Origin of the sequence: Sphingomonas sp. Leaf198, from assembly GCF_001424005.1 — a bacterium.
In the GTDB taxonomy this organism is placed as follows: Bacteria; Pseudomonadota; Alphaproteobacteria; order Sphingomonadales; family Sphingomonadaceae; genus Sphingomonas.
In genome coordinates, this window is the sequence record NZ_LMPX01000002.1 from 644812 (window position 1) to 668786 (window position 23975).

The following is a 23975-nucleotide window of genomic DNA, read 5'->3' on the forward strand; positions in this document are numbered from 1 at the left end:
GTGTAGAGGCGGGCAATGGCTGGTTTTGATCCACAATGGTTTGCGACGCGCGGGTTCGGCGGGCACGGCGCCGCGCTGGGGATGCGCTATCATGCGCATGGCGACGACTGGGCGGAGCTTGCGCTGCCCTATGACGAACGGCTGATCGGCGACCGCGCGAGCGGCGTGATCGCGTCGGGGCCGATCATCACGATGATGGACATGGCGACGAGTCTGGCGATCTGGATCAAGCGCAACGCGTTCGTGCCGCATGCCACGCTCGACCTGCGCGTTGATTATCTGCGGCCGGCGACGCCGGGCAAGACGGTGATCGGGCGCGGCGAATGCTACCGGATCACGCGCTCGATCGCGTTCGTCCGCGGGCAGGCGCATGACGGCGATCCGGACGATCCGCTGGCGCATGTCGCGGGGACGTTCATGGTGGTGGGCGATGTCGCCGGCATGGGTCTCAACAGAAGGATCGAGGCATGACGATCGGCTTGCCGCCCTATGCGGAGATTCTCCGCGTGTCGGTCGAAGCCGAGGACGGCGCGCCTCCTGTGTTGCTGATGCCGTTTGCCGACGACGTGCTGGGGCGGCCGGGGTTTTTGCATGGTGGTGCGATCTCGGGGTTGCTGGAGATGGCGGCGATCGCGGCTTTGCAGCATGCGTTGGAGGCTGAGGGTGCCACTGGCTCCGAAGCCCGGATCAAGCCGGTGAACGTCACGGTCGATTTCATGCGCGGTGGGCGGGACAAGCCGACGCGGGCGGCGGGCGTGGTGACGCGGTTGGGAAACCGGGTTGCGAATGTCGAGGCGACCGCGTGGCAGGACGAGCGGGAGAAGCCGATTGCCGCGGCGCGGATGAACTACCTGATCGTGCGGGACTAGCACGCTTCTGCTCCCCTTCCGCTTAGCGGGAGGGGTCTGGGGAGGGGTGTGCCTCACAGACCGGACGCCAGTACGTACGTCGCGCCCTCCCCTGACCCCTCCCGCAAGCGGGAGGGGAATTTAGGTTATTTCGCGGTAAGTTTGATCAGGCGGCCTTGTGAATCGCCGCCGTCTTCGAGCACCCATATCGCGCCGTCGGGGCCTTGTTCGACTTCGCGGATCCTCGCGCCCATGTCCCATTGGTCGCCTTTTGCCGCGTTGGTACCGTTAAGGTCTACGCGGACGAGGGACTTCGACGACAACCCGCCGATGAACGCGTCGCCCTTCCACTGCGGGAACATGCTGCCCGAATAGATCATCAGGCCGCCGGGCGAGATCACGGGGTTCCAGAACACCTTGGGCGGCTCGTAACCGTCACCGGGCTTGTGATCGGGAATGTCGGTGCCGTCATAGTTGCTGCCGTTAGACGCGTTGGGCCAGCCATAGTTGAGGCCGGGCTTGATCAGATTGACCTCGTCGCCGCCCTTCGGCCCCATCTCCTGCTCCCAGAGATTGCCCTGCGCGTCGAACGCGATGCCGAGTAGGTTGCGGTGGCCGTAGCTCCAGATCTCGGGCGCGAAGCCCTTTGCGACGAGCGGGTTACCGGGGGCGGGCTTGCCGTCAAGCGTGAGGCGCAGCACCTTGCCGAGCGTCACCTTCGGGTCCTGCGCAGGCGTGAATTTCTGGCGCTCGCCGTTGGTGAAGAACAGGTATTTGCCGTCGGGCGAGAAGGCGATCCGGCCGGAGTAATGGCCGTTGCCCTCTACGAAGGGCCGCGCGCTGAACAGCGCCTCGATCTCGCCGAGACGCGTGCCGCCGCCACCATCCGGACGCAGGCGACCGCGCGCGAGGACGACGCCCTTGCCGCCCTCGCCGGCCGTCGAATAGCTGAAATACACGCGCTGGCTGGTCGCGAAGTCGGGCGCGAGGACGACATCCATCAGACCGCCCTGCCCGGCCGAATCGACGGTGAGCGTCGCGACCGTCTGGCGCGACCTGCCGTCGGCGGAGACCAGCAGCATCTGGCCCTTCTTCTCGGTCACGAGCATGCGCTTGTCGGGCAGGAACGTCATTGCCCAGGGCGAATCGAAGTCGGCGACCACGGTTTCCTTGAAGGGCTTGCCCGCCGCGGCCGGTTGCGCGGAACAGGCGGTCGAGGCGAGCAGTGTGGTTGTCAGCAGGCTGGTGGCAAACAGCGTTTGGCGAATCATGATCTTCTCCCGGAAATCCCTGCGCTAACGCAGCGTACTAAACGAAGGTTGCTCCCGCTTGCGGAGCAGCGCCACCCCGCGTATAGAGGCACCACTTCTCTACATCGCCAGATGAAGAGGCTGCGGGGCTTGCTCCGCGGCGGCAATCACCTGTGCTTTGGCCCTGTTTGGAATTTCGATGGCGAATATCGCCCTGCTGACCGACCTGATCGAACCCGAGGCGACCGCGCTCGGCCTCAGCCTCGTGCGCGTGCGCATGCAGGGCGGCAAGTCCGATCCGACGTTGCAGGTGATGGCCGAGCGCCCCGACACCCGCCAGCTGGTGATCGAGGATTGCGCCGAGCTGTCGCGCCGCATCTCGGACAAGTTCGATGCGCTCGAAGCCGAGGGCAAGGATCCGGTCGGCGAGGACGCGTACCGCCTCGAGGTGTCGAGCCCCGGTATCGATCGCCCGCTGACGCGGTTGCAGGACTTTGCCGATTGGGAAGGCCAGGAGGCGCGCATCCGCCTCGTCGAGCCGTTCGAGGATCGCAAGCAGATCTCGGGCAATTTGATGGGCGTCGAAGGGACGAAGATCACCGTCGACGTCAACAAGCACAAGCTCATGACGATCGACTTTTCGCAGGTCGCCGACGCCAAGCTCGTCATGACCGACCGTCTCATCGCCGCGACCGCGCCGCTTTCGATCGAAGGCGCGGACGAGGTTTTCTATCAAGATACGCCCACCGATGAGCCCGATGCTCACGAGGCCGACACCGAAGAAGGACAGCATTGATGGCCACGGCAGTCACCGCAAACCGCGCGGAACTGATCGCGATCGCGAATTCGGTCGCGTCGGAGAAGATGATCGACAAGGCGATCGTGATCGAGGCAATGGAGGACGCGATCCAGCGCGCCGCGCGCTCGCGCTACGGCGCCGAGAACGACATCCGCGCGAAGCTCGATCCGAACACCGGCGATCTGCGCTTGTGGCGCGTCGTCGAAGTGGTCGAGGCGGTCGACGATTATTTCAAGCAGGTCGACGTCAAGGGCGCGCAGAAGCTCCAGAAGGACGCCGCACTCGGCGACTTCATCGTCGATCCGCTGCCCCCGATCGAGTTCGGCCGCATCGCCGCACAGGCCGCCAAGCAGGTCATCTTCCAGAAGGTCCGCGACGCCGAGCGCGAGCGCCAGTTCGAAGAGTATAAGGACCGCGCGGGCGAGATCATCACCGGCGTCGTCAAGCGTGTCGAGTTCGGCCATGTCGTCGTCGACCTGGGTCGCGCAGAAGGCGTCATCCGCCGCGACGCGCAGATCCCGCGCGAAGTGGTGCGCGTCAACGACCGCATCCGCTCGCTGATCCTGAACGTCCGCCGCGAGAACCGTGGGCCGCAGATCTTCCTCAGCCGCGCGCACCCCGATTTCATGAAGAAGCTGTTCGCGCAGGAAGTGCCCGAGATCTACGACGGCATCATCGAGATCAAGGCCGCGGCCCGCGATCCGGGTTCACGCGCGAAGATCGGCGTCATCTCGCATGATTCGAGCATCGATCCGGTCGGCGCGTGCGTCGGCATGAAGGGCTCGCGCGTTCAGGCCGTCGTGCAGGAAATGCAGGGCGAGAAGATCGACATCATCCCCTGGTCGCCGGATATCGCGACCTTCGTCGTCAACGCATTGCAGCCGGCATCCGTGTCGCGCGTCGTGATCGACGAGGAAGAAGAGCGCATCGAGGTGGTCGTTCCCGACGACCAGCTGTCGCTGGCGATCGGCCGTCGTGGCCAGAACGTGCGGCTCGCGTCGCAGCTGACCGGCAAGGCCATCGACATCCTCACCGAGGCGGATGCATCGGAGAAGCGCCAGAAGGACTTCGTCGAGCGCTCGGCGATGTTCGAGAAGGAGCTCGACGTCGACGAGACGCTCGCGCAGCTACTGGTCGCCGAAGGGTTCACGAACCTCGAAGAGGTCGCGTATGTCGAGGTCGAGGAGATCGCTGGCATCGAGGGCTTCGACGAGGACCTGGCGGGCGAGTTGCAGAACCGTGCGACCGAGGCGCTGGAGCGTCGCGACGCTGCAAGCCGCGAGGAGCGTACCGCGCTCGGCGTCGAGGACGCGCTGGCCGGCATGCCGTATCTCAACGAGGCGATGCTGGTCACGCTCGGCAAGGCGGGCATCAAGACGCTCGACGACCTTGCCGATCTGGCGACCGACGAGCTGGTCGAGAAGAAGCGCGTCGAGCCACGTCGTCGCAACGAGGATGCGCCGAAGCGTCCCGAGCCCAAGGGCGGGATTCTCGCGGAGTACGGCCTGAGCGACGAGCAGGGCAACGAGATCATCATGGCCGCGCGTGCGCACTGGTTCGAGGACGAGGCGCCAGAGGCTTCGGCTGAAGAAGTCGAGGCGGACGAGACTCCGGTGGAAGAGGCTTCGGCTGATGACGCCGTGGTCGAGGACACTGCGACTGGAGAGGCGACGGCCGACGACGCCGTGGCTGAGGACGCTTCGGCGGACGACGCTTCGGTCGAGGACGCTGCGGACAAGACCGACACGAAGAGCGAGGGCGACAAGGCCTGATGCCGTTCGTCAGCATCCGCATCTCGGGGTCCGCCACCAAGGACCAGAAGTCCGGCATCGTCGCCGACGTCACCCAGTCGCTCGTGCAGCGGCTGGGAAAGAACCCGGCTGCGGTGCAGATCGTGATCGAGGAGGTTTCGACCGAGAATTACGGCGCGGGCGGCCATCTGCTGGTCGATCGCGACGCCGCGAAAGCAACTCCGGCGCAGGAGGACGCACATGCGGAACCCTCCCGATGAGGCGCTAGGCCGTACCACCTATTCTCCGTCACCCCGGACTTGTTCCGGGGTCCACCGGCCGGCATTCTCTACGGCTGATGGGTTTGCGGAGCCGTGGATGCCGGAACTAATCCGGCATGTCGGGGGTGACTTAGGGCAGCGGGTCGAAACCCAACGCGATTGCGAGATCGTCCCAGTGGGGGTTGTCGCGCTCGATCAGGTTCATTTTCCAGTCGCGGTGCCACTTCTTGATTCGCTTCTCGGACGCGATCGCGGCTTCCATCGTGTCGGCCATTTCGTACCAGACCAGGCGGATGATGCCGTGGCGTTTGGTAAAGCCTTCGAAGGTGCCTTCGCGGTGTTGGAGGATTCGGCCAATCAGGTTGGACGTGACGCCGACGTACAGCGTGCCATTGTAGGCGTTACAGAGGATATAGACGCAGGGCTGTCTGTTCCTCATGGCTTGGAGAGTGCGGCACCGTGGACCCCGGAACAAGTCCGGGGTGACGGATATATCCGTCGGCCTAACGCTCTCCGTCATGCCGGACTAGTTCCGGCATCCACCCATTCGCGTGTCGAAGGGATCGCCGCATGACCGACGAACCCATCCGCAAATGCATTCTCTCGGGTGAGCGCGACGTGCGGCCCCACCTCGTGCGACTCGCGTTGTCGCCCGATGGCCAGATCCTGCCCGATGTCCGCGCCAAGGCTCCCGGCCGTGGCGCGTGGATCGGCGTGACTCGGATCGAGCTCGAAGCCGCGATCAAGAAGGGTAAGCTCAAGGGCGCTCTTTCCCGCGCGTTCAAGACCGGCGAGTTCACCATCGATCCCGAGCTTCCCGCCAAGATCGAATCCGCGTTGGAGCGTAACGCGCTCGACCGGCTCGGGCTCGAATCACGCTCGGGGACGGTATTGATCGGTTCCGACCGGATCGAGCAGAACGCACGCCAGGGCAAGCTGAAGGCGCTGTATCATGCGTCCGACGCGGCCGAGGACGGCAACCGCAAGCTCGATCAGGCGTGGCGCATCGGCAACGATGTCGAGGGCTCGGGTTTGCGGGGGTTGGCACTCCCGGTATCGCGCACCATATTGGCGTTGGCGCTGGGGCGGGAAAATGTGGTACACATTGGCCTGACCGACCGCGCTGCAGCAAAGCGGGTGAGCGAAGCGCTCGACCGTTGGCTGCATTTTATCGGCCCCGAACCTTCTTCCGTGTCTTGCGAAACGGCCTCGCAGGGCGCATCGGCGTCACCACAAAATGGGGCGCCACCGATACAACAGGCGTCCGGATCGACCGGAACACGCCCGGCCGTGGACATGACTGAGGAATTTGAGTGAGCGACACGGACAACGAGAAGCCGAAACTTGGCATGCGCGCACCTTTGGGTGTGAAGCGCACGGTCGAGACCGGCCAGGTGAAGCAGAGCTTCAGCCACGGCCGATCGAATACGGTGATCGTGGAAACCAAGCGCGCGCGCGTCCTGCGCCGTCCGGGCGAGCCCGACGTGCAGGTCGCGGATGCCGCACCGGTTGCCGCGCCCGCCCCGGCGGCTGCCCCCGCAGCCCCGGCACCGCAGGCGCGCGCACCGCAGCCTGCGCCCGCCCCCGTGCGTCAGCAGCAGAGCAATCTGTCGCCGCAGGAGCGCCAGGCCAAGCTGCTCCGCGAGGCCGAAGAGCAGCGCATGAACACGCTGGAAGAAGGGCGTCGTCGCCAGGAAGCCGAACGGGCCAAGGCGATCGAGGACGAGCGTAACCGCGTCGCCGATCGTGCGCGTGCCGAGGCTGAGGCCAAGGCGCCGAAGCCGGTCGAGGCTCCGCCCGCACCCGCGCCCGCACCGGCACCTGTGGTCGAAGCGGCTCCTGCTCCGGTCGCGGCACCCACGCCTGCGCCGGCTCCGGTCGAAGCTCCCGTTGCTGCGGCGCCTGCCCCGGCACCGGTTGCCGCGGCACCTGCGCCTGCACCTAAGCCGGCTCCGGTAGTGGCGGCTCCTGCGCCGGCTCCCAAGCCTGCACCGGCGCCTGTTGCTCCGCCGGCACCGCCGCCCATTTTGGAACTGACCCGCGATCCGGCGTTCCCGGCACCGCGCCGGTTCTCGCCGGTGGCGCGTCCCGAGCGTCCTCCGCCGCCGCCAAAGCCTGTCGCAGCACCCGCTGCCGCAGCGCCGACCACGGCTGCCAATGCCGGCACGACCGCGGCTCGCCCCGGCGCGACGGGCATCAATGCTCCGGCTGGTGGCGTTCGTCGCGATGCGGTGCCTGCGCGTCCGCAGCAGCGTGACCGCAAGGGTGACGATCGTCGCACCTCGGGCAAGCTCACCGTCAACCGCGCGCTCGGCGATGGTGATGGTGCACGCGCCCGTTCGCTCGCCGCACTGAAGCGTGCGCGCGAGAAGGAGCGTCGTGGCACCGGTGGTCCGCGCGAGGCGCAGGCCAAGCAGATCCGCGACGTCGTCGTCCCCGAGGCGATCACGGTGCAGGAACTCGCCAACCGCATGGCCGAGAAGGGGGCCGACCTCGTCAAGGCGCTGTTCAAGATGGGCATGCCCGTCACGATGACGCAGACGATCGACCAGGATACCGCCGAGTTGCTCGTCACCGAGTTCGGCCACAACCTGACGCGCGTCAGCGATGTCGACCAGGATCTGGCCAACGACACGATCGACGATGCCGAGGAGACGCTGAAGCCACGCGCGCCGGTCGTCACGATCATGGGTCACGTCGATCACGGCAAGACGTCGCTGCTCGATGCCCTGCGCGGCACAGACGTGGTGCGCGGCGAAGCGGGTGGCATCACCCAGCACATCGGCGCGTATCAGGTCACGCTGAAGGACAAGTCGAAGATCACCTTCCTCGACACCCCGGGCCATGAGGCGTTCACGCAGATGCGTGCGCGTGGCGCGGACGTCACCGACATCGTCATCCTGGTGGTGGCGGCGGACGACGGCCTGATGCCGCAGACGGTGGAGGCGATCGCCCACACCAAGGCGGCGGGCGTGCCGATGATCGTCGCGATCAACAAGATCGACAAGGAAGGCGCCAATGCCCAGAAGGTGCGCGAGCGCCTGCTGAGCGAGGAGATCGTGGTCGAGGACATGGGCGGCGACGTCCAGGACGTCGAAGTCTCCGCGACCAAGAAGATCGGCCTCGATGCGTTGATCGAAAAGATCCAGCTCCAGGCCGAACTGCTCGAACTGCGCGCCAATCCGGATCGCGCCGCCGAGGGTACGGTGATCGAGGCCAAGCTCGACAAGGGCCGTGGTCCGGTCGCGACGATCCTCGTCAACCGCGGTACGCTGCGGGTCGGCGACATCTTCGTGGTCGGTGGCGAGAGCGGCAAGGTCCGTGCGCTGGTCGACGACAAGGGCAAGCAGATCAAGGAAGCGGGTCCGGCGATGCCGGTCGAGGTCCTGGGTCTGTCGGGTGTCCCGCAGGCGGGCGATCCGTTCCAGGTGGTCGAGAACGAGGCACGCGCCCGCGAAGTCGCGGAATATCGTCGCAGCGTGAAGACCGACAAGCGGACCGCTTCGGTTCCTGCCAGCCTCGAGAGCATGTTCTCGGCGCTGAAGGAAAAGCAGGCGATCGAATATCCGCTGGTCGTGAAGGCGGATACGCAGGGCACGGTCGAGGCGATCGTCGGGGCGATCAACAAGATCTCCACCGATCTGATCAAGGCGCGCGTGCTGAGCTCGGGCGTTGGTGGCATCACCGAGTCGGACGTCACGTTGGCGGCCGCTTCGGGGGCTCCGATCATCGGCTTCAACGTCCGTCCGAACGCCAAGGCACGCGAGATCGCCGAGCGCCAGAAGGTCGCGTTCAAATATTACGATGTGATCTACGACCTGATCGACGAGATCCGGGCGGGGATGGCAGGTGAGCTTGGGCCGGAAGCGTTCGAGACGGTCGTCGGTCGTGCCGATATCCGCGAGGTCTTCTCGGCGGGCAAGCACGGCAAGGCGGCAGGTCTGCTCGTCACCGAGGGCAACATCCGCAAGGCGCTCAAGGCACGCATCACGCGCAACGACGTCATCATTTACCAGGGCGAAATCGCATCGCTGCGTCGCTTCAAGGATGATGTCGCCGAGGTCCGGGCGGGGCTTGAGTGCGGCGTGACGTTCACGTCGAACTTCGTCGACATCAAGGCCGGCGACGTCCTCGAGACGTTTGAAGTCGAGATGCGCGAACGTACTTTGTAACGACTAAAGCCCTCTCCCCTGCGGGGAGAGGGTTGGGTGAGGGGCTGTCCCAGGCGCTGGCGTATGCGGCACCCCTCACCCCCGCCCTCTCCCCGAGGGGGAGAGGGAGCTTAAGATGAAGACCGATACCCCAGAAGCAAAAGCCGTCCGCTCGTTGCGAGTCGGCGAGCAGGCGCGTCATGCGCTGTCCGACATCCTCGCGCGCGGCGACGTCCACGATCCGGTGCTCGAAAAGCACCTTGTGACGATCACCGAAGTCCGCATGTCCCCGGACCTCCGCCACGCCACCGTCTTCGTGAAGCCGCTGCTCGGCAAGGACGAGGAAAAAGTGCTGAAGGCGCTGCGAACCAACACCGCTTACCTCCAGCGCGAAGTCGCGAACCGGGTGCAGATGCGATATGCCGCCAAGCTGAAGTTCCTCGCGGACGAGAGCTTCGACGAAGGCACGCACATCGACCAGTTGTTGCGTGATCCGCATGTTGCACGGGATCTGACCGAAGATTGACGGTAAGCCGGGTAAGGCGCAAGCTTGGCCATGGGTAACGAAGTCACCATTTCATCGAAGGGTCAGGTCGTTATCCCCAAGGACGTGCGGGATGCGTTGAACCTGAAGGCTGGTGCAAAGCTGATGCTGCGCCAAGTCGGACATCACATCGTCCTCGAAGCACCCGAGCCGCCACGCAAAACGATCAGCTACGAGGAATTCCGACGGCGCGTTCCTCGTTATGACGGTCCAACGATCGCCATCGAGGACATGACAATGGACATCGGCACGCTGTTTCGCGATTGGAAAGTCTGAGCGACGTGATTGCCGTCGACACGAATATCGTCGTCCGCCTGATCGTAGCCGATGACGACGCACAGGTCGCGCTTGCCCTCGGCCTGGCGAATCGCGAGCTTCTTTACGTAGGGATGACGGTTTTACTTGAGACCGAATGGGTCCTGCGTTCCAAATATCATTTCGATCGCACCAGCGTTTGCTCAGCGCTGCTCGACTTTGGCGATTTGCCGTTCGTCCAGTTCGAAGCCGATCAGGATATCCGCTGGGCTCTGGCCCGCTATGCGGAGGCGGGCGAACTGGCGGACTATATCCATATCGCAGCGGCGCGGCAGGTCGGACGGTTTGCCACGTTCGAACGCCGATTAAACCGCCGAGCCGGTGACGCCCCGCCTGCCCGCATCGAGACACTGATCTGATGGCCAAGCTGTATTTCTACTACGCCTCGATGAACGCAGGGAAGTCGACGAACCTGTTGCAGGCGGACTTCAACTATCGCGAGCGGGGGATGCGGACGATGCTGTTTACCGCAGCGATCGACGATCGGTTCGCGGCGGGGACGATCACGTCGCGGATCGGGCTGGAAGCGCCGGCGATCGCGTTCGATGCGGGGACGGATATCGGGGCCTGCGTGGTTCGGCAGCACGGCGAGGACGCGATTTCCTGCGTGCTGGTGGATGAGGCGCAGTTTCTGACGTCTGCGCAGGTGGATCAGCTCGCGCATATCTGTGATGTGGTCGGGATACCGGTGCTGGCGTACGGGTTGCGGACCGATTTCCAGGGGGCGCTGTTCCCGGGATCGGCGCGGTTGCTCGCGCTGGCGGACTCGCTGGTCGAGATCAAGTCGGTTTGCGGGTGTGGGCGCAAGGCTACGATGAACCTGCGGGTCGACGGGAGTGGCCGGGCGATTGCCGAGGGGCAGCAGACCGAGATTGGCGGGAACGACCGCTATGTCGCGCTGTGTCGGCGGCATTTTTGTGAGGCTTTGGGGTAGGCTTCACTCCTCCCCGTAGATGGGCGGCCGCTCCCGCCTCAATTGAATTCTAGGACTTACGCACATGCATGGCTGGATCATTCTCGACAAGCCGCTGGGGCTTGGCTCGACGCAGGGGGTGTCGGCGGTGAAGCGTGCCTTGCGCAGCGGCGGGTATGGGAAGTTCAAGGTGGGGCATGGGGGGACGCTCGATCCGCTGGCCACCGGGGTTCTGCCGATCGCCATTGGGGAGGCGACCAAGCTGGCTGGGCGGATGCTCGATAGCGACAAGATCTATGATTTTACGGTGATGTTCGGGGTTCAGACGGATACGTTGGATGCCGAGGGGGTGAGCATCGCTACGTCTGATGTTCGGCCAACCTTGGCGGCGGTCGAGGCGGTGCTGGCGCAGTTTACCGGGCCTATTTCCCAGGTGCCGCCGGCGTACTCCGCGCTGAAGGTGGATGGGGAGCGGGCTTATGACTTGGCACGGGCCGGGCGTGACGTGGTGCTCGCGAGCCGGGATGTGACGATTCATTCGCTATCCTCCCCGGTACGGGGAGGGGAACCAGCGCAGCTGGTGGAGGGGGGCTTCCGCAAGCGTTCCGCGGGTGGCGCGCCCCCCTCCCCCCCCGTCCAAGCGGACGGCGGTCCCCCTCCCCGTGCCGGGGAGGAATTGCAGGATGCACTCCTGCCCCACTCCCCCCTCGAGGAAGTTACTCTCACCGCGCATGTGTCGAAGGGCACCTACATCCGCAGCCTCGCGCGTGACATCGCGCTCGCGCTCGGCACCGTCGGCCACGTCACCATGCTGCGCCGGACCAAAGCCGGTCCGTTCGACCTCACGTCCGCGATATCGCTGGACAAACTGGACGAACTCGCTAAGGCCTTCGCGCTTGAAGATGTACTTCTGCCCTTGAGGGTGGCGCTGGACGACATCCCGGCTCTCTCCCTCACCCCCGACCAGGCAGGGGCGCTCCGACAGGGGCGTATCTTGGCCGGGATCGCCGCAGACGATGGCCAATACTTCGCCGAACTGGACGCTGTCCCGGTCGCGCTGGTCGAGGTCGAGGACGGAGACGTCCGGGTCGTTCGCGGTTTCAATCTGTGATGTCGAGGACATGAATTCATGACGATTACCGCTGAACGCAAGACCGAGCTCGTCAAGGAGCATTCGCGCGCCGAGGGTGACACCGGTTCGCCGGAAGTCCAGGTCGCGATCCTGACCGAGCGCATCAAGAACCTGACCGAGCATTTCAAGGGCCACAAGAAGGACAACCACTCGCGTCGTGGTCTTCTCATGATGGTCAACAAGCGCCGGACGCTGCTGGATTATCTCCGTCACAAGGACGGCCAGCGCTATCTGGATCTGATCGCGAAGCTCGGTCTCCGCAAGTAACTTAGACGGCTCCCCTCGGGGGGCCGTTTTCGTATATAGGGTTGTTCTCCCGCGAAGGCGGGAGTCCAGACTGGGCCCCCGCCTTCGCGGGGGAACAAGGAACTGGAGGGGCGGCAATTCGGCCACCCCTTCCGGGATGACAATTCATCCCACACCGCCGCGGGCCGGCTAAGCCCGCACATAGGCCCCAAACGCATCTGGCGTTTGGAGTGAAGGAAAAAGAATGTTCGATACCAAGACCGTAAGCGCCCAGTGGGGCGGCAAGACGCTGACGCTCGAGACCGGCCGCGTCGCGCGCCAGGCGAACGGCGCAGTGCTTGCCACGCTCGGCGAGACCGTCGTTCTGTGTGCCGTGACGGCTGCACGGACCGTCAAGGAAGGGCAGGATTTCTTCCCGCTCACCGTCCATTACCAAGAGAAGTTCTCCGCGAGCGGCCGCATCCCCGGCGGCTTCTTCAAGCGTGAGCGTGGCGCGACCGAGAAGGAGACGCTGACCAGCCGTCTCATCGATCGCCCGATCCGTCCCCTCTTCCCAGAGGGTTTCTACAACGAGATCAACGTGATCTGCCAGGTTCTGTCGTATGACGGTGAGAACGAGCCGGACGTCCTCGCGATGGTCGCGGCGTCGGCAGCGCTGACGATCTCGGGCGTGCCGTTCATGGGCCCGATCGGCGCAGCGCGCGTCGGTTACGTCGATGGCGCGTACATCCTCAACCCGACGCTCGAAGAAGCCAAGGCTGGCGATCTCGACCTCGTCGTCGCCGCCACCGGCCAGGCCGTGATGATGGTCGAATCGGAAGCCAAGGAGCTTTCGGAAGAGATCATGCTCGGCGCCGTGCAGTTCGCCCACAAGGCCTGCCGCGAAGCGGCCAATTTGATCATCGATCTGGCCGAGAAGGCTGCCAAGGATCCTTGGGAAATGGCCGAGCAGGCTGATCTCTCGACCGCCAAGGACAAGCTGAAGAAGCTGATCGGCAAGGACATTGCGGCCGCCTACAAGGTGACCGACAAGTCCAAGCGGTCTGACCTGCTGAATGCCGCTCGTGCGAAGGGCAAGACGGCGTTCGCCGATGCCTCGCCGCAGGACCAGATGGCAGCCGGCAAGCTGATGAAGAAGCTGGAGGCGGAGATCGTCCGCGGCGCCATCCTCAAGGACGGCACCCGCATCGACGGCCGCACCACCACGCAGATCCGCCCGATCGAGGCGATGGTCCACTTCCTCCCACGTACGCACGGCTCGGCGCTGTTCACGCGCGGCGAGACGCAGTCGATCTGCACCACCACGCTCGGTACGCGTGACGCGGAGCAGATGATCGACGGTCTGAACGGCCTCAGCTACGAAAACTTCATGCTGCACTACAACTTCCCTCCCTATTCGGTTGGTGAAGTCGGTCGCTTCGGTGCGCCGGGTCGTCGCGAAGTCGGTCACGGCAAGCTCGCATGGCGCGCGCTGCACCCCGTGCTGCCGACCAAGGAAGAGTTCCCGTACACGATCCGCGTTCTGTCGGACATCACCGAGAGCAACGGCTCGTCGTCGATGGCGACGGTCTGCGGTGGTTCGCTGAGCATGATGGATGCCGGCGTGCCGCTGAAGCGTCCAGTGTCGGGCATCGCGATGGGCCTGATCCTCGAGGGCAAGAACTTCGCGGTTCTCAGCGACATCCTCGGCGACGAGGATCACCTCGGCGACATGGACTTCAAGGTTGCGGGCACGTCCGAGGGCATCACCACGATGCAGATGGACATCAAGATCGCCGGCATCACCGAGGAGATCATGGGCAAGGCGCTGGCGCAGGCCAAGGAAGGCCGCGCGCACATCCTGGGCGAGATGGCCAAGGCACTCGACCACACCCGTGAGGAACTGTCGGCACACGCACCGCGCATCGAGAGCTTCCAGATCGACAAGTCGAAGATCCGTGAAGTCATCGGCACCGGCGGCAAGGTGATCCGCGAGATCGTCGCGCAGACCGGCGCCAAGGTCGACATCGACGACGAGGGCGTGATCAAGGTGTCGTCGTCCGACCCCGCGCAGATCGAAGCCGCGATCAAGTGGATCAAGGGCCTCGTCGAGGAAGCCGAAGTCGGCAAGGTCTATGACGGCAAGGTCGTCAACCTGGTCGATTTCGGGGCGTTCGTGAACTTCATGGGTGGCAAGGACGGTCTCGTCCACGTGTCCGAAATCAAGAACGAGCGCGTCGAGAAGGTGTCGGACGCCCTGACCGAAGGCCAGGAGGTCAAGGTCAAGGTTCTCGAGATCGATCCGCGCGGCAAGGTTCGCCTGTCGATGCGCGTCGTCGACCAGACAACCGGCGAAGAGCTGGAGGACACGCGTCCTGCTCGTGAGCCCCGCGAAGGCGGTGATCGTGGTCCGCGCGGTCCGCGTCGTGATGGCGATGGCGGTCGTGATGCTGGCGGCAACGGCGGTGGTCGTGGTCCGCGCGGCGAAGGCGGCGGCGGTCGTGATGGGGGCGACCGCGGCTCGCGTGGCCCGCGTCGTGATGGCGACGGTGGCCGTGACGCAGGTGGCAACGGCGGTGGCCGTGGTCCGCGTCGCGACGGCGGCGGAAACGGCGGCGGCGAGCGTGCTGCACGCACCGACGGCGACAAGGCCCCCGAGTTCGCACCGGCCTTCCTGACCGGCGATCGCGACTAAGCCTTTGCCGCCTAACGGCAAATGATCGAGGGGCTCGGGAAACCGGGCCCCTTTCTCATGTCCGGCTCGCTTTGCCGCGTTATGGTCCGATAAGACGATTAATGTCGGAACGGAGCGGCATGCCGGAAGTTCGAACCGATATGAACGCCATTCGCAAATCTGTCATACTGATCGTCGACGACGACGCGCTCGTCCGCGTCCATTCCAACCTCGCGCTGGAGGATGCCGGCTACGAAGTCGTCGAAGCGACCAATGCGGCCGACGCTCTGGTCAAGCTCAAGGAACGGCCCGATATCGCCGCCTTGTTCACCGATGTGCGCATGCCGGGAGCTCTAAACGGCATCGACCTAGCCCACGCGGTCCACGCGCAACGTCCCGACATCGCGATCCTGGTCACGTCGGGCGCCGACAACGGTGCGTCGTCCGCCCTCCCCGCGGCCGCGCAGTTTCTGCAAAAGCCCTATACGAAGACGCAGCTCAGCCAGATGCTCCAGCACGGACAGACAGTGCGCGCATAGACCTGATAGCGATGTCCCGGTTACTGGCCTTAATACACGCCGCCGACGATAGTCATTGCCGCCGACGATAATTGGGATCACCCTCGGCTCCCTGAGCATCGACTCGTGGGGGCGGTATGATGGCGACGGCAAACACTTTGGCGGGAACGCCGCGAAACGCTGTCGCCAGCGAGCGTCGCTTCTTCCTCGGCATGGCGATAGCGATCGCGGCGACGGTGATCCTAGGCTTCACGGTGAACGCCGCGCGAATGCACTGGACGTTCTTTGCGTTACCCCTCCAGGTTCATGTTCACGCCGCCGCTTTTCTATCATGGATCATACTTTACGTCGTCCAGAACTGGCTGGTCGTGCGCGGTTCCATCACGCGCCATCGCCAGTTGGGGGTGCTCGGCGCGGGTATCGCGGTGGCGATGGTCGTGCTTGGCATCGTCACCACCGTCATGGCGATCCAGCAGCAGCGCGTGCCGCCGTTCTTCCCGCCGGGCATTTTCCTCGTGCTCGATGTGCTGGGGGTGATCGGCTTCGGCATCCTCACCGCTTGGGCTATCGTGCTGCGCAAGCAGGCGGCGTGGCACAAGCGCCTGATGCTATGCGGGACGATCCTGGTCGTGTCGCCGGCGCTCGGGCGGCTCCTGCCAATGCCGCAGCTGGGCAGGTTCGCGCCGCTTGCGGTGTTCGCGTCGATGGCGGTGTTCGTCATCGCAGGGATGATCTTCGACCTGCGCGTGCGCGGGAAAATACATCCGGCCTATTATTGGGGCGGCAGCGTGCTCGTTGTGACCAACGTGCTGGTGGGCCCGCTCGGCTTCAGCCCGCCGGTGCTGCGACTGGTCGAGCGCCTTACTGCGTAATCGGAGCCGCGTGATGAGGCCAAGTGTCGGGTGAGTGGGGAGCTTCTGTTGCTCGGTGCCCCCCGTACCGCCGGTGTCCACTTCTGTTGCCCGGTGTGGCCCGAACCGCGCTTTCGTCCGTATAACTTAGGTCGTTAGACCGTCAGTTATGCGGCAATTGCGAGTGCTTCGTTATCGTTGGCACTTGTGTATGGGCCGTTGCGGTGGTCCCATTCCGAGCGAAACATAGCGTCGTTGAACACACGTCGATCCTAGTTCGACCCCGTCATCGTCCCCCTCTTGCGAAGAGAGCGGTGGTGGAGTCGCCGGGTACTGCCCCCGGGTCCGCTGTGTCTATGACACGCCACGGTTTATCGCCATAGCCGCCAAGAGAAGATTCCCCCGACGGCTTGACCGATATAGGGGGGCCGCATCGATCTGAAAAGCCCGGCCAAATGAAAAGACTGGCGCGGTGGCGGCACTCTCCGGGATAAATCTCCAGTGGGTTAACACACAGCGTGCCAAACCGCCTTTCGCTCGCCACAAAGCGCGTGCATAGCAACCTGCATTATGTTGACGCAGCGCTCCCGCTACGCGCTCCGCGCGATGATCTTCCTTGGCGGTGCTCCCGCCGGTGGCCCTCCCATCCCGATGACGCGGATCGCCGCCGAGGCGAACGTGCCGCGCAAATTCCTCGAGCTGATCCTCGCCGACCTGCGCGAGTCCGGCCTGCTCCACAGCCATCGCGGTAAGATGGGCGGCTACCGCCTGTCGCGGCCGAGTCATCTGATTTCGCTCGGCGAGATCATTCGCATCATCGAGGGGCCACTGGCGCTGGTGCCGTGCGTGAGCCGGACCGCGTACCGGACATGCCTCGACTGCAAGAGCGAAGCCGACTGCGCGATCCGCTTTGCGATGATGCGCGTGCGCGACGAGACCGCGCGAATCCTCGATGGCACGAGCCTGGCGGATGCGAACGCCGAGGAACTGGTAGCAGCGTAACTCTATCCTTCTCCCCTCGGGGAGAAGGTGGCGCGGCAGCGTCGGATGAGGGGGAGTTGGGAGGCGCTCCCGAGCCTCACGCCCCTCACCCTTCCGTCGCCTACGGCTCCTCCCTCCCTCTCCCCGCAGGGGCGAGGGACAAGTAAGTTACCCCCGGGCCTTCAACTCGTCGCGGATCTCGCGGAGCAGCGCGATCTCGACCGGCTCCGGCGCAGGTGCAACAACCACCGCCTCTTCCTCACGCTTCAACCGCGCGGTCTCGCGCTCGATCAGCGCCGCCGTCCGGTTCACCACGCGCAGGATCATGAAGATGATACCCGCAACGATCACGAAATTGACCAGCTGCGTCGCGAACGCGCCATAGCCGAGCAGCGGCACGCCCGCCTTCTTCAACGCCGCGTAGTCGCTCAGCGAGCCGACGTAGTTCGCCGGCACCGGCCCCATCCGCCAGAAATAGCTCGAGAAATCGAGCCCGCCGAAGATCTTGCCGATCACCGGCATCAGCACGTCGTCGGTGAGCGACGTGACGATCTTCCCGAACGCCGCGCCGATGATCACCGCGATGGCGAGATCGAGCACGTTGCCGCGCATGATGAACGCCCGAAACTCTTTAAACATTGGCGAATTCCTTGAGCATGTCGCCCCCTTTGTTGCCGGTCAAAGCTAACCGCCGATTTCGGTTTCGCCAACCCTGCGGACTGTCCTATGAGGGTGACACAGGTATTCAGGAGAGCCCCGATGTCACGTGCCCCAATCGCCCGCGGTACCGCCGCGATCCTCCTCGCATCGGCGCTGGCCGGGTGCGGGATCAACAGCATTCCGACCGCGGAAGAGACCGCGAAGGCACGCTGGGCCGACGTCCAGAACAATTATCAGCGCCGCGCCGACCTGATCCCCAACCTCGTCGCGACGGTGAAGGCCGCGGGCGCGCAGGAGAAGGATATCCTCGTCCAGGTGACGCAGGCGCGCTCTGCCGCGAACTCGGTGCAGGTTTCGGCTGCCGATCTCTCCGATCCGGCGAAGATGGAGCAGTATCAGCGCGTCCAGGGTGCCGTCGGCGTGTCGCTGCAGCGTTTGCAGGAGGCGTATCCCGAGCTGAAGAGCCAGGCCAACTACACCACGCTGATGAGCCAGCTCGAGGGCACCGAGAACCGCATCACGATCGCGCGGCGCGATTACAACGGCGCGGTGCAGGCGTACAACACCAAGATCCGCACCTTCCCCGACGCGGTCGGCGCGAAGATCTTCTATGGTGCCAAGCCGATGGTGCCGTTCGCGGCGACCACGCCGGGCGCGGAGACCGCACCCACGGTGAACTTCGGCAACGCGAGCTGATAACGGGGTCTGCGCGATGATCCGCTACCTTGCCACGCTGGCGTTCGCGGTGCTGCTGGGAAGCGGCGCCGCAACCGCGCAGACCTTCCCGAAGTTCACCGGCTTCGTCGTCGACACCGCGAACGTCATCCCGCCCGATCAGGAAGCGGCGCTGACCAAACGGCTCGACGACCTGCAAAAGACGACCGGCAACCAGCTGATTGTCGCGACGGTGCCCGATCTCGAAGGCTATCCGATCGAGGATTACGGCAATCGCCTGATCCGAAGCTGGGGCGTCGGGCTGAAGGATGCGAACAACGGCGCGATCCTGCTGGTCGCGCCGAACGACCGGAAGGTGCGGATCGAGGTCGGTTATGGCCTGGAGCCGGTGCTGACCGATGCGTTCTCCAGCGTCGTCATCAACCAGCAGATCCTGCCGCGCTTCAAGGCGGGCGACATCCCCGGCGGCATCGTCGCGGGGACGAACGCGGTCGCGGACCAGCTTGCGCTACCCGATGCGGAGGCGCGCGCGAAGGTTACGGCGGCAGCGGCCGAGTATGACAAGACGCATCGTCGCGCGAACTCGGGCGGCGGCGGCGTGCCGATCGGGCTGATTTTCTTCGGGATCGTGCTGGCGGCGATCGTCATTCCGATGATCTCGCGGCGCGCCGGCGGCAAGCATTACGTCGATGGCGGCAGCCGGAGCGGTGGCAGTGGCGCCTTGCCGATCGTGTTGTGGAGCATCGCCGACGCGATGACCCGTGGCGGCGGTAGTGGCGGCGGCGGAGGCTGGGGCGGCGGTGGCGACAGCGGTGGTGGCGGCTGGAGCGGCGGTGGTTTTGGCGGCGGCGGCGGGGGATCCGGCGGCGGCGGCGGCGCATCGGGGGGATGGTGACATGCGATTGAGCGACACCGACCACGACCGCGTCACCGCGGCGGTGACCGAGGCTGAAGCCGCGACGACCGGCGAGATCATCACGATCGTCGCGCGGCAGTCGGATGCGTATCACGACGTATCGATGCACTGGGGCGTGCTGGCGATGCTGCTGACGCTGGCGTTGCTCGCATACCACCCGGTCGCGGCGGACCATATCTACGCGCTGGTCGATCCCTGGCAGGCAGCACCGCAGGGTGCGCTGTACGTGGTGGCGCTCGTGCTGGTCACCCTTGTGTTCCTGGCCGTGCGGCTTGTGCTGGCATGGACGCCGGCGCGGCTCGCGCTGACCCCGGGTGCGACCAAGGCGCGGCGCGTGCGGCGGCGGGCTCTGCTCCTGTTCCGTGCGGGAGCCGAGAAGCGCACCAAGGGCTCGACCGGCGTGCTGTTGTACCTGTCGCTGGCCGAGCACCGCGCGGAGATCATCGCCGACGACGCGATCCACTCGCGCGTGCCGAACGAGACCTGGGGCGCGGCGATGGCGGCGGTACTCGCCGGCGTCCGTGACGATCGTCCCGCCGACGGCATGGCGGATGCGGTCGCGCAGATCGGCGCGGTGTTGGCGGAACATTTCCCGCGGACCGGTGCGCCGGTGAACGAACTTCCGGACAGGCTGATCGAATTATGAGCAAGACCGTGTGGGCCGGAAAATTCCTGACCGTGCAAACCGAAGGCACATGGGAATTCGCCGCGCGCCAGGGAGAGATCGCGGCGGCGGTGATCGTCGCGATCGACGACGGCGACGTGATCCTGGTCGAGCAATTCCGCGTGCCGCTGGGCCGCGCGTGTCTCGAACTGCCGGCCGGGCTGGTGGGTGACGAAACCGCGGGCGAGAGCGTCGCGGTCGCCGCCGGCCGTGAGCTGGAGGAAGAGACCGGCTACCGCGCGGACGCGATCGAGGACCTTGGCGTGTTCTATTCGTCGCCGGGGATGACGTCGGAATGCTTCACGCTGGTCCGCGCCACCGGGCTGACCAAGGTGAGCGATGGCGGCGGGGATGGCGACGAGAACATCACCGTACACCGGGTGGCACTAGCGAATGTGCCGGCGTTCGTGGCCGAGAAGCGCAAGGCTGGCGTGGCGATCGATACCAAGATGCTGCTGATCCTGGCGGGGTCGATACTCTAACCAAGATTTGTGTCCCCGCGCAGGCGGGAACCCAGACTGGACTCCCGCCTTCCCGGGAGAACAAGGAGGTGTGGGAGGGCCTAGCGCCGCTCCCGCGGGCTTACTTGAAATTATCCGCGTAGCTCTGCAGCTTCAGCGTCTTCTGCGGCGCCGGCACGACGGTGTAGCCGAACCCCTCGCGCTCGCAGTGCGCGATCGCCGCTTCGGCGGTCGGGAACAGCAGGCGCAGCTGGTCGCGGGTGTCGCCGCTGCCGGCCCAGCCGGTGAGCGGGTCGGGGCGCTTGGGCTCCGAGGGTTCGAATTCGAGCTGCCAGGCGTCGGTCCGGTGCTTGCCGGACTGCATGGCGTTCTTGGGGCGCTGGAAGATACGGGCGGTTGGCATAAATGCCTCCTTATCGTGAACCGGCGGCCCTTGCATCCGCCTTTTTCGTGCGCAGCGTGGCGGACGCCGCGGCGGGGTCGTCAGGCCAGGGATGCTTGGGGTAGCGACCGCGCATTTCCTTCGCCACCGCGGTCCAGCTGCCCGCCCAGAATCCGGGGAGGTCGCGCGTCGTCTGGATCGGGCGGCCGGCGGGGGATGTGAGGCTCAGCACCAGCGGCACGCGCGCCTCGCCGATCACCGGATGCACCGCGAGGCCGAACAGGGCTTGCACGCGGAGCTCGACACGGGGGCCGCCTTCGGCTGCGTAATCGATCGCGTGCGTGCTGCCGGCGGGGCTGGTGAAATCGGGCGGGGCGAGGCGGTTGATCGTCTGCATCGCGTCCCAGCCGAGCAGGTTGCGGAGCGCTTCGGCAAGCGCGCCGGGGGCGATCGCGTCGAGCCGGCGCTTGCCGGTCAGGAGCGGTGCCAGCCATTCGTCGACGCGGTCGAGCAGGGTCGCGTCGTCGAGCGGGACGCCGGCATAGGCGGCGCGGTCGCGCAGGGCCTGGGCGCCGTCGCTCCATGGTAGCAGCGCGAGGCCGTGCTCGCGGACGCCGTCGATGAGCGCGGCAAGGATCGCGTCTGGGTCGGCGCCGCTGTCGGGGCCGCTCGACAAACGGATCGCCCCGAGGCGGCGTTCGCGCAGCGTCTGGATGCCGCCGGTCGTCGGGTCGAACGTGACGGTGCGGCGGGAGTCGATGCGGTCGGCGAAGAGGGTTTCGACGGTGGCCTGGTCGATCGCCACGGCCGAGAGGATGCGCGCGCCGGCGGCGGAGCCCTGCGTGTCGGCGACGGCGAGCCATTCGGAGCGGGCGAGCGGCGAGGTCGGATCGAGCTTGAACCCGCGGCCGCCGACCGAGGCCCAGGTTTCACCGGATGGGTCTCGGCGGCGTGCGACACGGTCCGGGAAACCAAGCGCAACGCACACTTCTGCTCCCCCTCCCGCAAGCGGGAGGGGGTTGGGGGGTGGGCGCCCGGCCTCAACGTCAAATAACGCGGATGGCGCGGCTGACGACGCTGGAGGCGATCGAAGACGGTCGCCCGACGTCGCATGGCCGCGCGATCGCGAAGCTGCCGATGCCGCCAAGATTGGCGCACATGCTGCTGCGAGCGGGGCAGCGCGNCTCCCGCAAGCGGGAGGGGGTTGGGGGGTGGGCCCGCGCCATCCGCGTTATTTGACGTTGAGGCCGGGCGCCCACCCCCCAGCCCCCTCCCGCTTGCGGGAGGGGGGGCAAGTTTCGCCCACCTATCCGCCATGGCGCGTGCCGCCTGCGCCTTCGAACCGCGTTCAGTTTTCCAGCGGCGGAGGCGGGTTTCGAGATCGACGTCCTGTCCACCGATGCCGCGTTCGCCTAGCAGGACCGCGATTTGCGCCGCTACATTTGCCAAGCCGCGCTGCCCCGCTCGCAGGCGCCAATCTTGGCGGCATCGGCAGCTTCGCGATCGCGCGGCCATGCGACGTCGGGCGACCGTCTTCGATCGCCTCCAGCGTCGTCAGCCGCGCCATCGCCTCGTCGATAGCCGCGGCGGGCGGCGGGTCGATCCAACGGAGGTCTCGCGGATCGCCTACGCCCCATAGTGCGCAGGCGAGCACCAGCGCGGAAAGGTCTGCTTCGAGAATTTCGGGCGGATCGTAGCGCGGAAGGCCGGCGGTGGCCGCTTCCTCCCACAAGCGATACGCTATCCCCGGCCCGAGGCGTGCCGCGCGGCCGGCGCGTTGCGTGACCGCCGCCTGGCTTGCGCGCTCGGTGACCAGGCGCGTCATGCCGGCGGCGCGGTCGTAGCGGGGGCGTCTCGCGAGCCCGGAGTCGACGACGATGCGGATGCCGTCGAGCGTCAGGCTGGTCTCGGCGATGCTGGTGGCGAGCACGACCTTCCGCCGGCCGTCGGGTTCGGGGAGGATCGCGGCGCGCTGGGCCGCGGGATCGAGGCTGCCGTGGAGTTCGTGCAGGACGATGTCGTCGGGCAAATTGGCGAGGCGGTCGGCGGTCCGTTCGATCTCCGCGACGCCGGGTAGGAACGCGAGCACGCCGCCCTCCGCTTCGCCGAGCGCGCGGCGGATGGCGGCGGCGACCGAGTCCTCGATGCGCAGTTCCGCCTGCCGCCCAATGTGTCGGAGCGTCAGCGGGTAGCTTCGGCCTTCGCTCTCGATGACGGGGGCGCCATCCATTAATGCCGCAAAACGCGCGCCGTCGAGCGTTGCGGACATGGCGACGATGCGGAGGTCGGGGCGGAAGCCGGCTTGCACGTCGAGCGCCAGCGCGAGGCCGAAATCGCCATCCAGGCTGCGCTCGTGGACTTCGTCGAACAGCACGGCCGAGACGCCGGCAAGTTCGGGGTCGGCTTGGATGCGTGCGACGAAGATGCCCTCCGTGATGACCGTCACGCGCGTCGCGGCGGAGCGCTTGCTGTCCATCCGGGTGGCGTAGCCGAAGGTCTGGCCGACGGGTTCGCCCGCAGTGAAGGCCATGCGTTCGGCGGCAGCGCGGGCGGCTAGGCGGCGGGGGGATAGGAGGAGGATCTCGCCGGTGCACCAGGGTTCGGTGAGGAAGGCCGGCGCTACCGCGGTGGTCTTGCCAGCGCCTGGGGGAGCGACGAGGACCGCGGAGGTGCGGTCGCGGAGGGTGGCGAGGAGCTCGGGCAGTACGGCTAGGATGGGGAGCGGCGGCGGGGTCATGTGCGCCTGCTGCCACAGTAGCGGGGTTGGCGACAGGTTTTGCTTGGGCGGTCCCTTGGGAAGGTGCGGGTTCAACCGATGATCGCGCGCCTTCGATCCCCCCCCCGCCAGGGGGAGGTGTCAGGCACTTACCTGACGGAGGGGGCGGTAAGCGACGACCTCAGCTCCGTGTCCTCCCGCTCCGTCACCTTCGGTGCCACCTCCCCCTGGCGGGGGAGGATCGTTCAAGCTCACGGACGTCGATGGCTTACCTACCCGCCAACAGCAC

Annotated in this window: 24 protein-coding genes, 1 other RNA gene and 3 pseudogenes; 21 read left to right on the forward strand and 7 right to left on the reverse strand. The window is 65.9% G+C overall.

Annotated elements, in window-relative coordinates:
- The first annotated feature begins 15 nt into the window (after window positions 1-15).
- Window positions 16-471 (forward strand): PaaI family thioesterase, encoded by a 456-nt coding sequence (locus tag ASG20_RS10010; protein WP_056051557.1) that lies wholly within the window; start codon window positions 16-18, stop codon window positions 469-471.
- Window positions 468-869, forward strand: coding sequence for a PaaI family thioesterase (locus tag ASG20_RS10015; RefSeq protein WP_056051559.1), 402 nt, complete (start codon window positions 468-470; stop codon window positions 867-869). Before ASG20_RS10010 ends, ASG20_RS10015 begins: the two co-directional genes overlap by 4 nt.
- Window positions 870-994: 125 nt before the next feature.
- Here the strand turns inward: ASG20_RS10015 and ASG20_RS10020 are convergent, their stop codons facing one another.
- Window positions 995-2119 carry a PQQ-dependent sugar dehydrogenase gene (locus tag ASG20_RS10020; RefSeq protein WP_082470879.1) on the reverse strand — a complete coding sequence of 375 codons (1125 nt, stop codon included), beginning with the start codon at window positions 2117-2119 and terminating at the stop codon, window positions 995-997.
- A 178-nt stretch (window positions 2120-2297) separates the two neighbouring features.
- On the opposite strand from ASG20_RS10020, the gene rimP reads away from it, so the two are divergent.
- From rimP to ASG20_RS10035, 3 genes and pseudogenes are all read left to right on the forward strand, one after another.
- On the forward strand, window positions 2298-2894 hold the full coding sequence (gene rimP / locus ASG20_RS10025) for a ribosome maturation protein RimP (RefSeq protein ID WP_056051561.1): 597 nt from the start codon (window positions 2298-2300) through the stop codon (window positions 2892-2894).
- Window positions 2894-4504, forward strand: a pseudogene (gene nusA, locus ASG20_RS10030) (transcription termination factor NusA); the annotation flags it as partial. The gene rimP and the pseudogene nusA, both read left to right, overlap by 1 nt.
- 164 nt (window positions 4505-4668) lie before the next feature.
- A complete protein-coding gene (locus ASG20_RS10035) occupies window positions 4669-4908 on the forward strand; it encodes a tautomerase family protein (protein WP_056051563.1) in 240 nt (79 codons plus the stop codon).
- A 130-nt stretch (window positions 4909-5038) separates the two neighbouring features.
- Here the strand turns inward: ASG20_RS10035 and ASG20_RS10040 are convergent, their stop codons facing one another.
- A complete protein-coding gene (locus ASG20_RS10040; protein ID WP_056051565.1) occupies window positions 5039-5347 on the reverse strand; it encodes a GIY-YIG nuclease family protein in 309 nt (102 codons plus the stop codon).
- A 131-nt stretch (window positions 5348-5478) separates the two neighbouring features.
- Between ASG20_RS10040 and ASG20_RS10045 the strand changes: the two genes are divergently transcribed.
- The 11 genes from ASG20_RS10045 (at window position 5479) to ASG20_RS10095 (ending at window position 16252) form a co-directional block, all read left to right on the forward strand.
- The gene (locus tag ASG20_RS10045; RefSeq protein ID WP_056051567.1) at window positions 5479-6225 is read left to right on the forward strand and encodes a DUF448 domain-containing protein; all 747 of its coding nucleotides are present in this window, start codon (window positions 5479-5481) and stop codon (window positions 6223-6225) included.
- Window positions 6222-9080, forward strand: coding sequence for a translation initiation factor IF-2 (infB, locus tag ASG20_RS10050; protein ID WP_056051569.1), 2859 nt, complete (start codon window positions 6222-6224; stop codon window positions 9078-9080). The genes ASG20_RS10045 and infB overlap by 4 nt, the downstream gene beginning before the upstream one ends.
- Before the next feature lie 115 nt (window positions 9081-9195).
- Window positions 9196-9585, forward strand: coding sequence for a 30S ribosome-binding factor RbfA (rbfA, locus tag ASG20_RS10055; protein WP_056051571.1), 390 nt, complete (start codon window positions 9196-9198; stop codon window positions 9583-9585).
- A 30-nt stretch (window positions 9586-9615) separates the two neighbouring features.
- Window positions 9616-9879, forward strand: a complete 264-nt coding sequence (locus ASG20_RS10060) for an AbrB/MazE/SpoVT family DNA-binding domain-containing protein (protein WP_056051574.1) — start codon at window positions 9616-9618, stop codon at window positions 9877-9879.
- A gap of 5 nt (window positions 9880-9884) precedes the next feature.
- Complete coding sequence (locus tag ASG20_RS10065) at window positions 9885-10277, forward strand: type II toxin-antitoxin system VapC family toxin (protein ID WP_056051576.1); 393 nt, start codon at window positions 9885-9887, stop codon at window positions 10275-10277.
- On the forward strand, window positions 10277-10852 hold the full coding sequence (locus tag ASG20_RS10070) for a thymidine kinase (RefSeq protein ID WP_056051578.1): 576 nt from the start codon (window positions 10277-10279) through the stop codon (window positions 10850-10852). The genes ASG20_RS10065 and ASG20_RS10070 overlap by 1 nt, the downstream gene beginning before the upstream one ends.
- Before the next feature lie 64 nt (window positions 10853-10916).
- Entirely contained in the window at window positions 10917-11942 is a 1026-nt protein-coding gene (gene truB, locus ASG20_RS10075) for a tRNA pseudouridine(55) synthase TruB (RefSeq protein WP_056051580.1), read from the forward strand.
- Window positions 11943-11960: 18 nt separating this feature from the next.
- On the forward strand, window positions 11961-12230 hold the full coding sequence (gene rpsO, locus ASG20_RS10080; protein ID WP_055881152.1) for a 30S ribosomal protein S15: 270 nt from the start codon (window positions 11961-11963) through the stop codon (window positions 12228-12230).
- Window positions 12231-12453: 223 nt separating this feature from the next.
- Window positions 12454-14883, forward strand: a complete 2430-nt coding sequence (pnp, locus tag ASG20_RS10085) for a polyribonucleotide nucleotidyltransferase (RefSeq protein ID WP_056051582.1) — start codon at window positions 12454-12456, stop codon at window positions 14881-14883.
- 140 nt (window positions 14884-15023) lie between these two features.
- Complete coding sequence (locus ASG20_RS10090) at window positions 15024-15401, forward strand: response regulator (RefSeq protein ID WP_168371621.1); 378 nt, start codon at window positions 15024-15026, stop codon at window positions 15399-15401.
- A 119-nt stretch (window positions 15402-15520) separates the two neighbouring features.
- On the forward strand, window positions 15521-16252 hold the full coding sequence (locus ASG20_RS10095) for a hypothetical protein (protein WP_156364212.1): 732 nt from the start codon (window positions 15521-15523) through the stop codon (window positions 16250-16252).
- Between the two features lie 72 nt (window positions 16253-16324).
- Here ASG20_RS10095 and ssrA read toward each other — a convergent pair.
- Window positions 16325-16680, reverse strand: a transfer-messenger RNA (tmRNA) gene (gene ssrA / locus ASG20_RS19010).
- Between the two features lie 121 nt (window positions 16681-16801).
- Here ssrA and ASG20_RS10100 point away from each other — a divergent pair.
- On the forward strand, window positions 16802-17233 hold the full coding sequence (locus ASG20_RS10100) for an RrF2 family transcriptional regulator (protein ID WP_056051586.1): 432 nt from the start codon (window positions 16802-16804) through the stop codon (window positions 17231-17233).
- Window positions 17234-17380: 147 nt separating this feature from the next.
- Here the strand turns inward: ASG20_RS10100 and mscL are convergent, their stop codons facing one another.
- The gene (gene mscL / locus ASG20_RS10105; RefSeq protein ID WP_056051588.1) at window positions 17381-17851 is read right to left on the reverse strand and encodes a large conductance mechanosensitive channel protein MscL; all 471 of its coding nucleotides are present in this window, start codon (window positions 17849-17851) and stop codon (window positions 17381-17383) included.
- Between the two features lie 120 nt (window positions 17852-17971).
- Here mscL and ASG20_RS10110 point away from each other — a divergent pair, with 120 nt between their 5' ends.
- The 4 genes from ASG20_RS10110 to ASG20_RS10125 are packed head-to-tail and all read left to right on the forward strand — an operon-like array spanning window position 17972 to window position 20609.
- Window positions 17972-18568, forward strand: a complete 597-nt coding sequence (locus ASG20_RS10110; RefSeq protein WP_056051590.1) for a LemA family protein — start codon at window positions 17972-17974, stop codon at window positions 18566-18568.
- A gap of 16 nt (window positions 18569-18584) precedes the next feature.
- Window positions 18585-19442, forward strand: a complete 858-nt coding sequence (locus tag ASG20_RS10115; RefSeq protein WP_056051591.1) for a TPM domain-containing protein — start codon at window positions 18585-18587, stop codon at window positions 19440-19442.
- 1 nt (window position 19443) lies between these two features.
- Window positions 19444-20109, forward strand: coding sequence for a TPM domain-containing protein (locus ASG20_RS10120; protein WP_056053011.1), 666 nt, complete (start codon window positions 19444-19446; stop codon window positions 20107-20109).
- Complete coding sequence (locus tag ASG20_RS10125; RefSeq protein ID WP_443025913.1) at window positions 20106-20609, forward strand: NUDIX hydrolase; 504 nt, start codon at window positions 20106-20108, stop codon at window positions 20607-20609. Before ASG20_RS10120 ends, ASG20_RS10125 begins: the two co-directional genes overlap by 4 nt.
- A 100-nt stretch (window positions 20610-20709) precedes the next feature.
- Here the strand turns inward: ASG20_RS10125 and ASG20_RS10130 are convergent, their stop codons facing one another.
- The 3 genes and pseudogenes from ASG20_RS10130 to hrpB all read right to left on the reverse strand — a co-directional run.
- Window positions 20710-20991 (reverse strand): ETC complex I subunit, encoded by a 282-nt coding sequence (locus ASG20_RS10130; protein WP_056051595.1) that lies wholly within the window; start codon window positions 20989-20991, stop codon window positions 20710-20712.
- Between the two features lie 10 nt (window positions 20992-21001).
- Window positions 21002-21988: pseudogene (locus ASG20_RS19015) on the reverse strand (ATP-dependent helicase C-terminal domain-containing protein); the annotation flags it as partial.
- Window positions 21989-22154: 166 nt separating this feature from the next.
- Window positions 22155-23707: pseudogene (gene hrpB / locus ASG20_RS19020) on the reverse strand (ATP-dependent helicase HrpB); the annotation flags it as partial.
- Window positions 23708-23975: the final 268 nt, after the last annotated feature.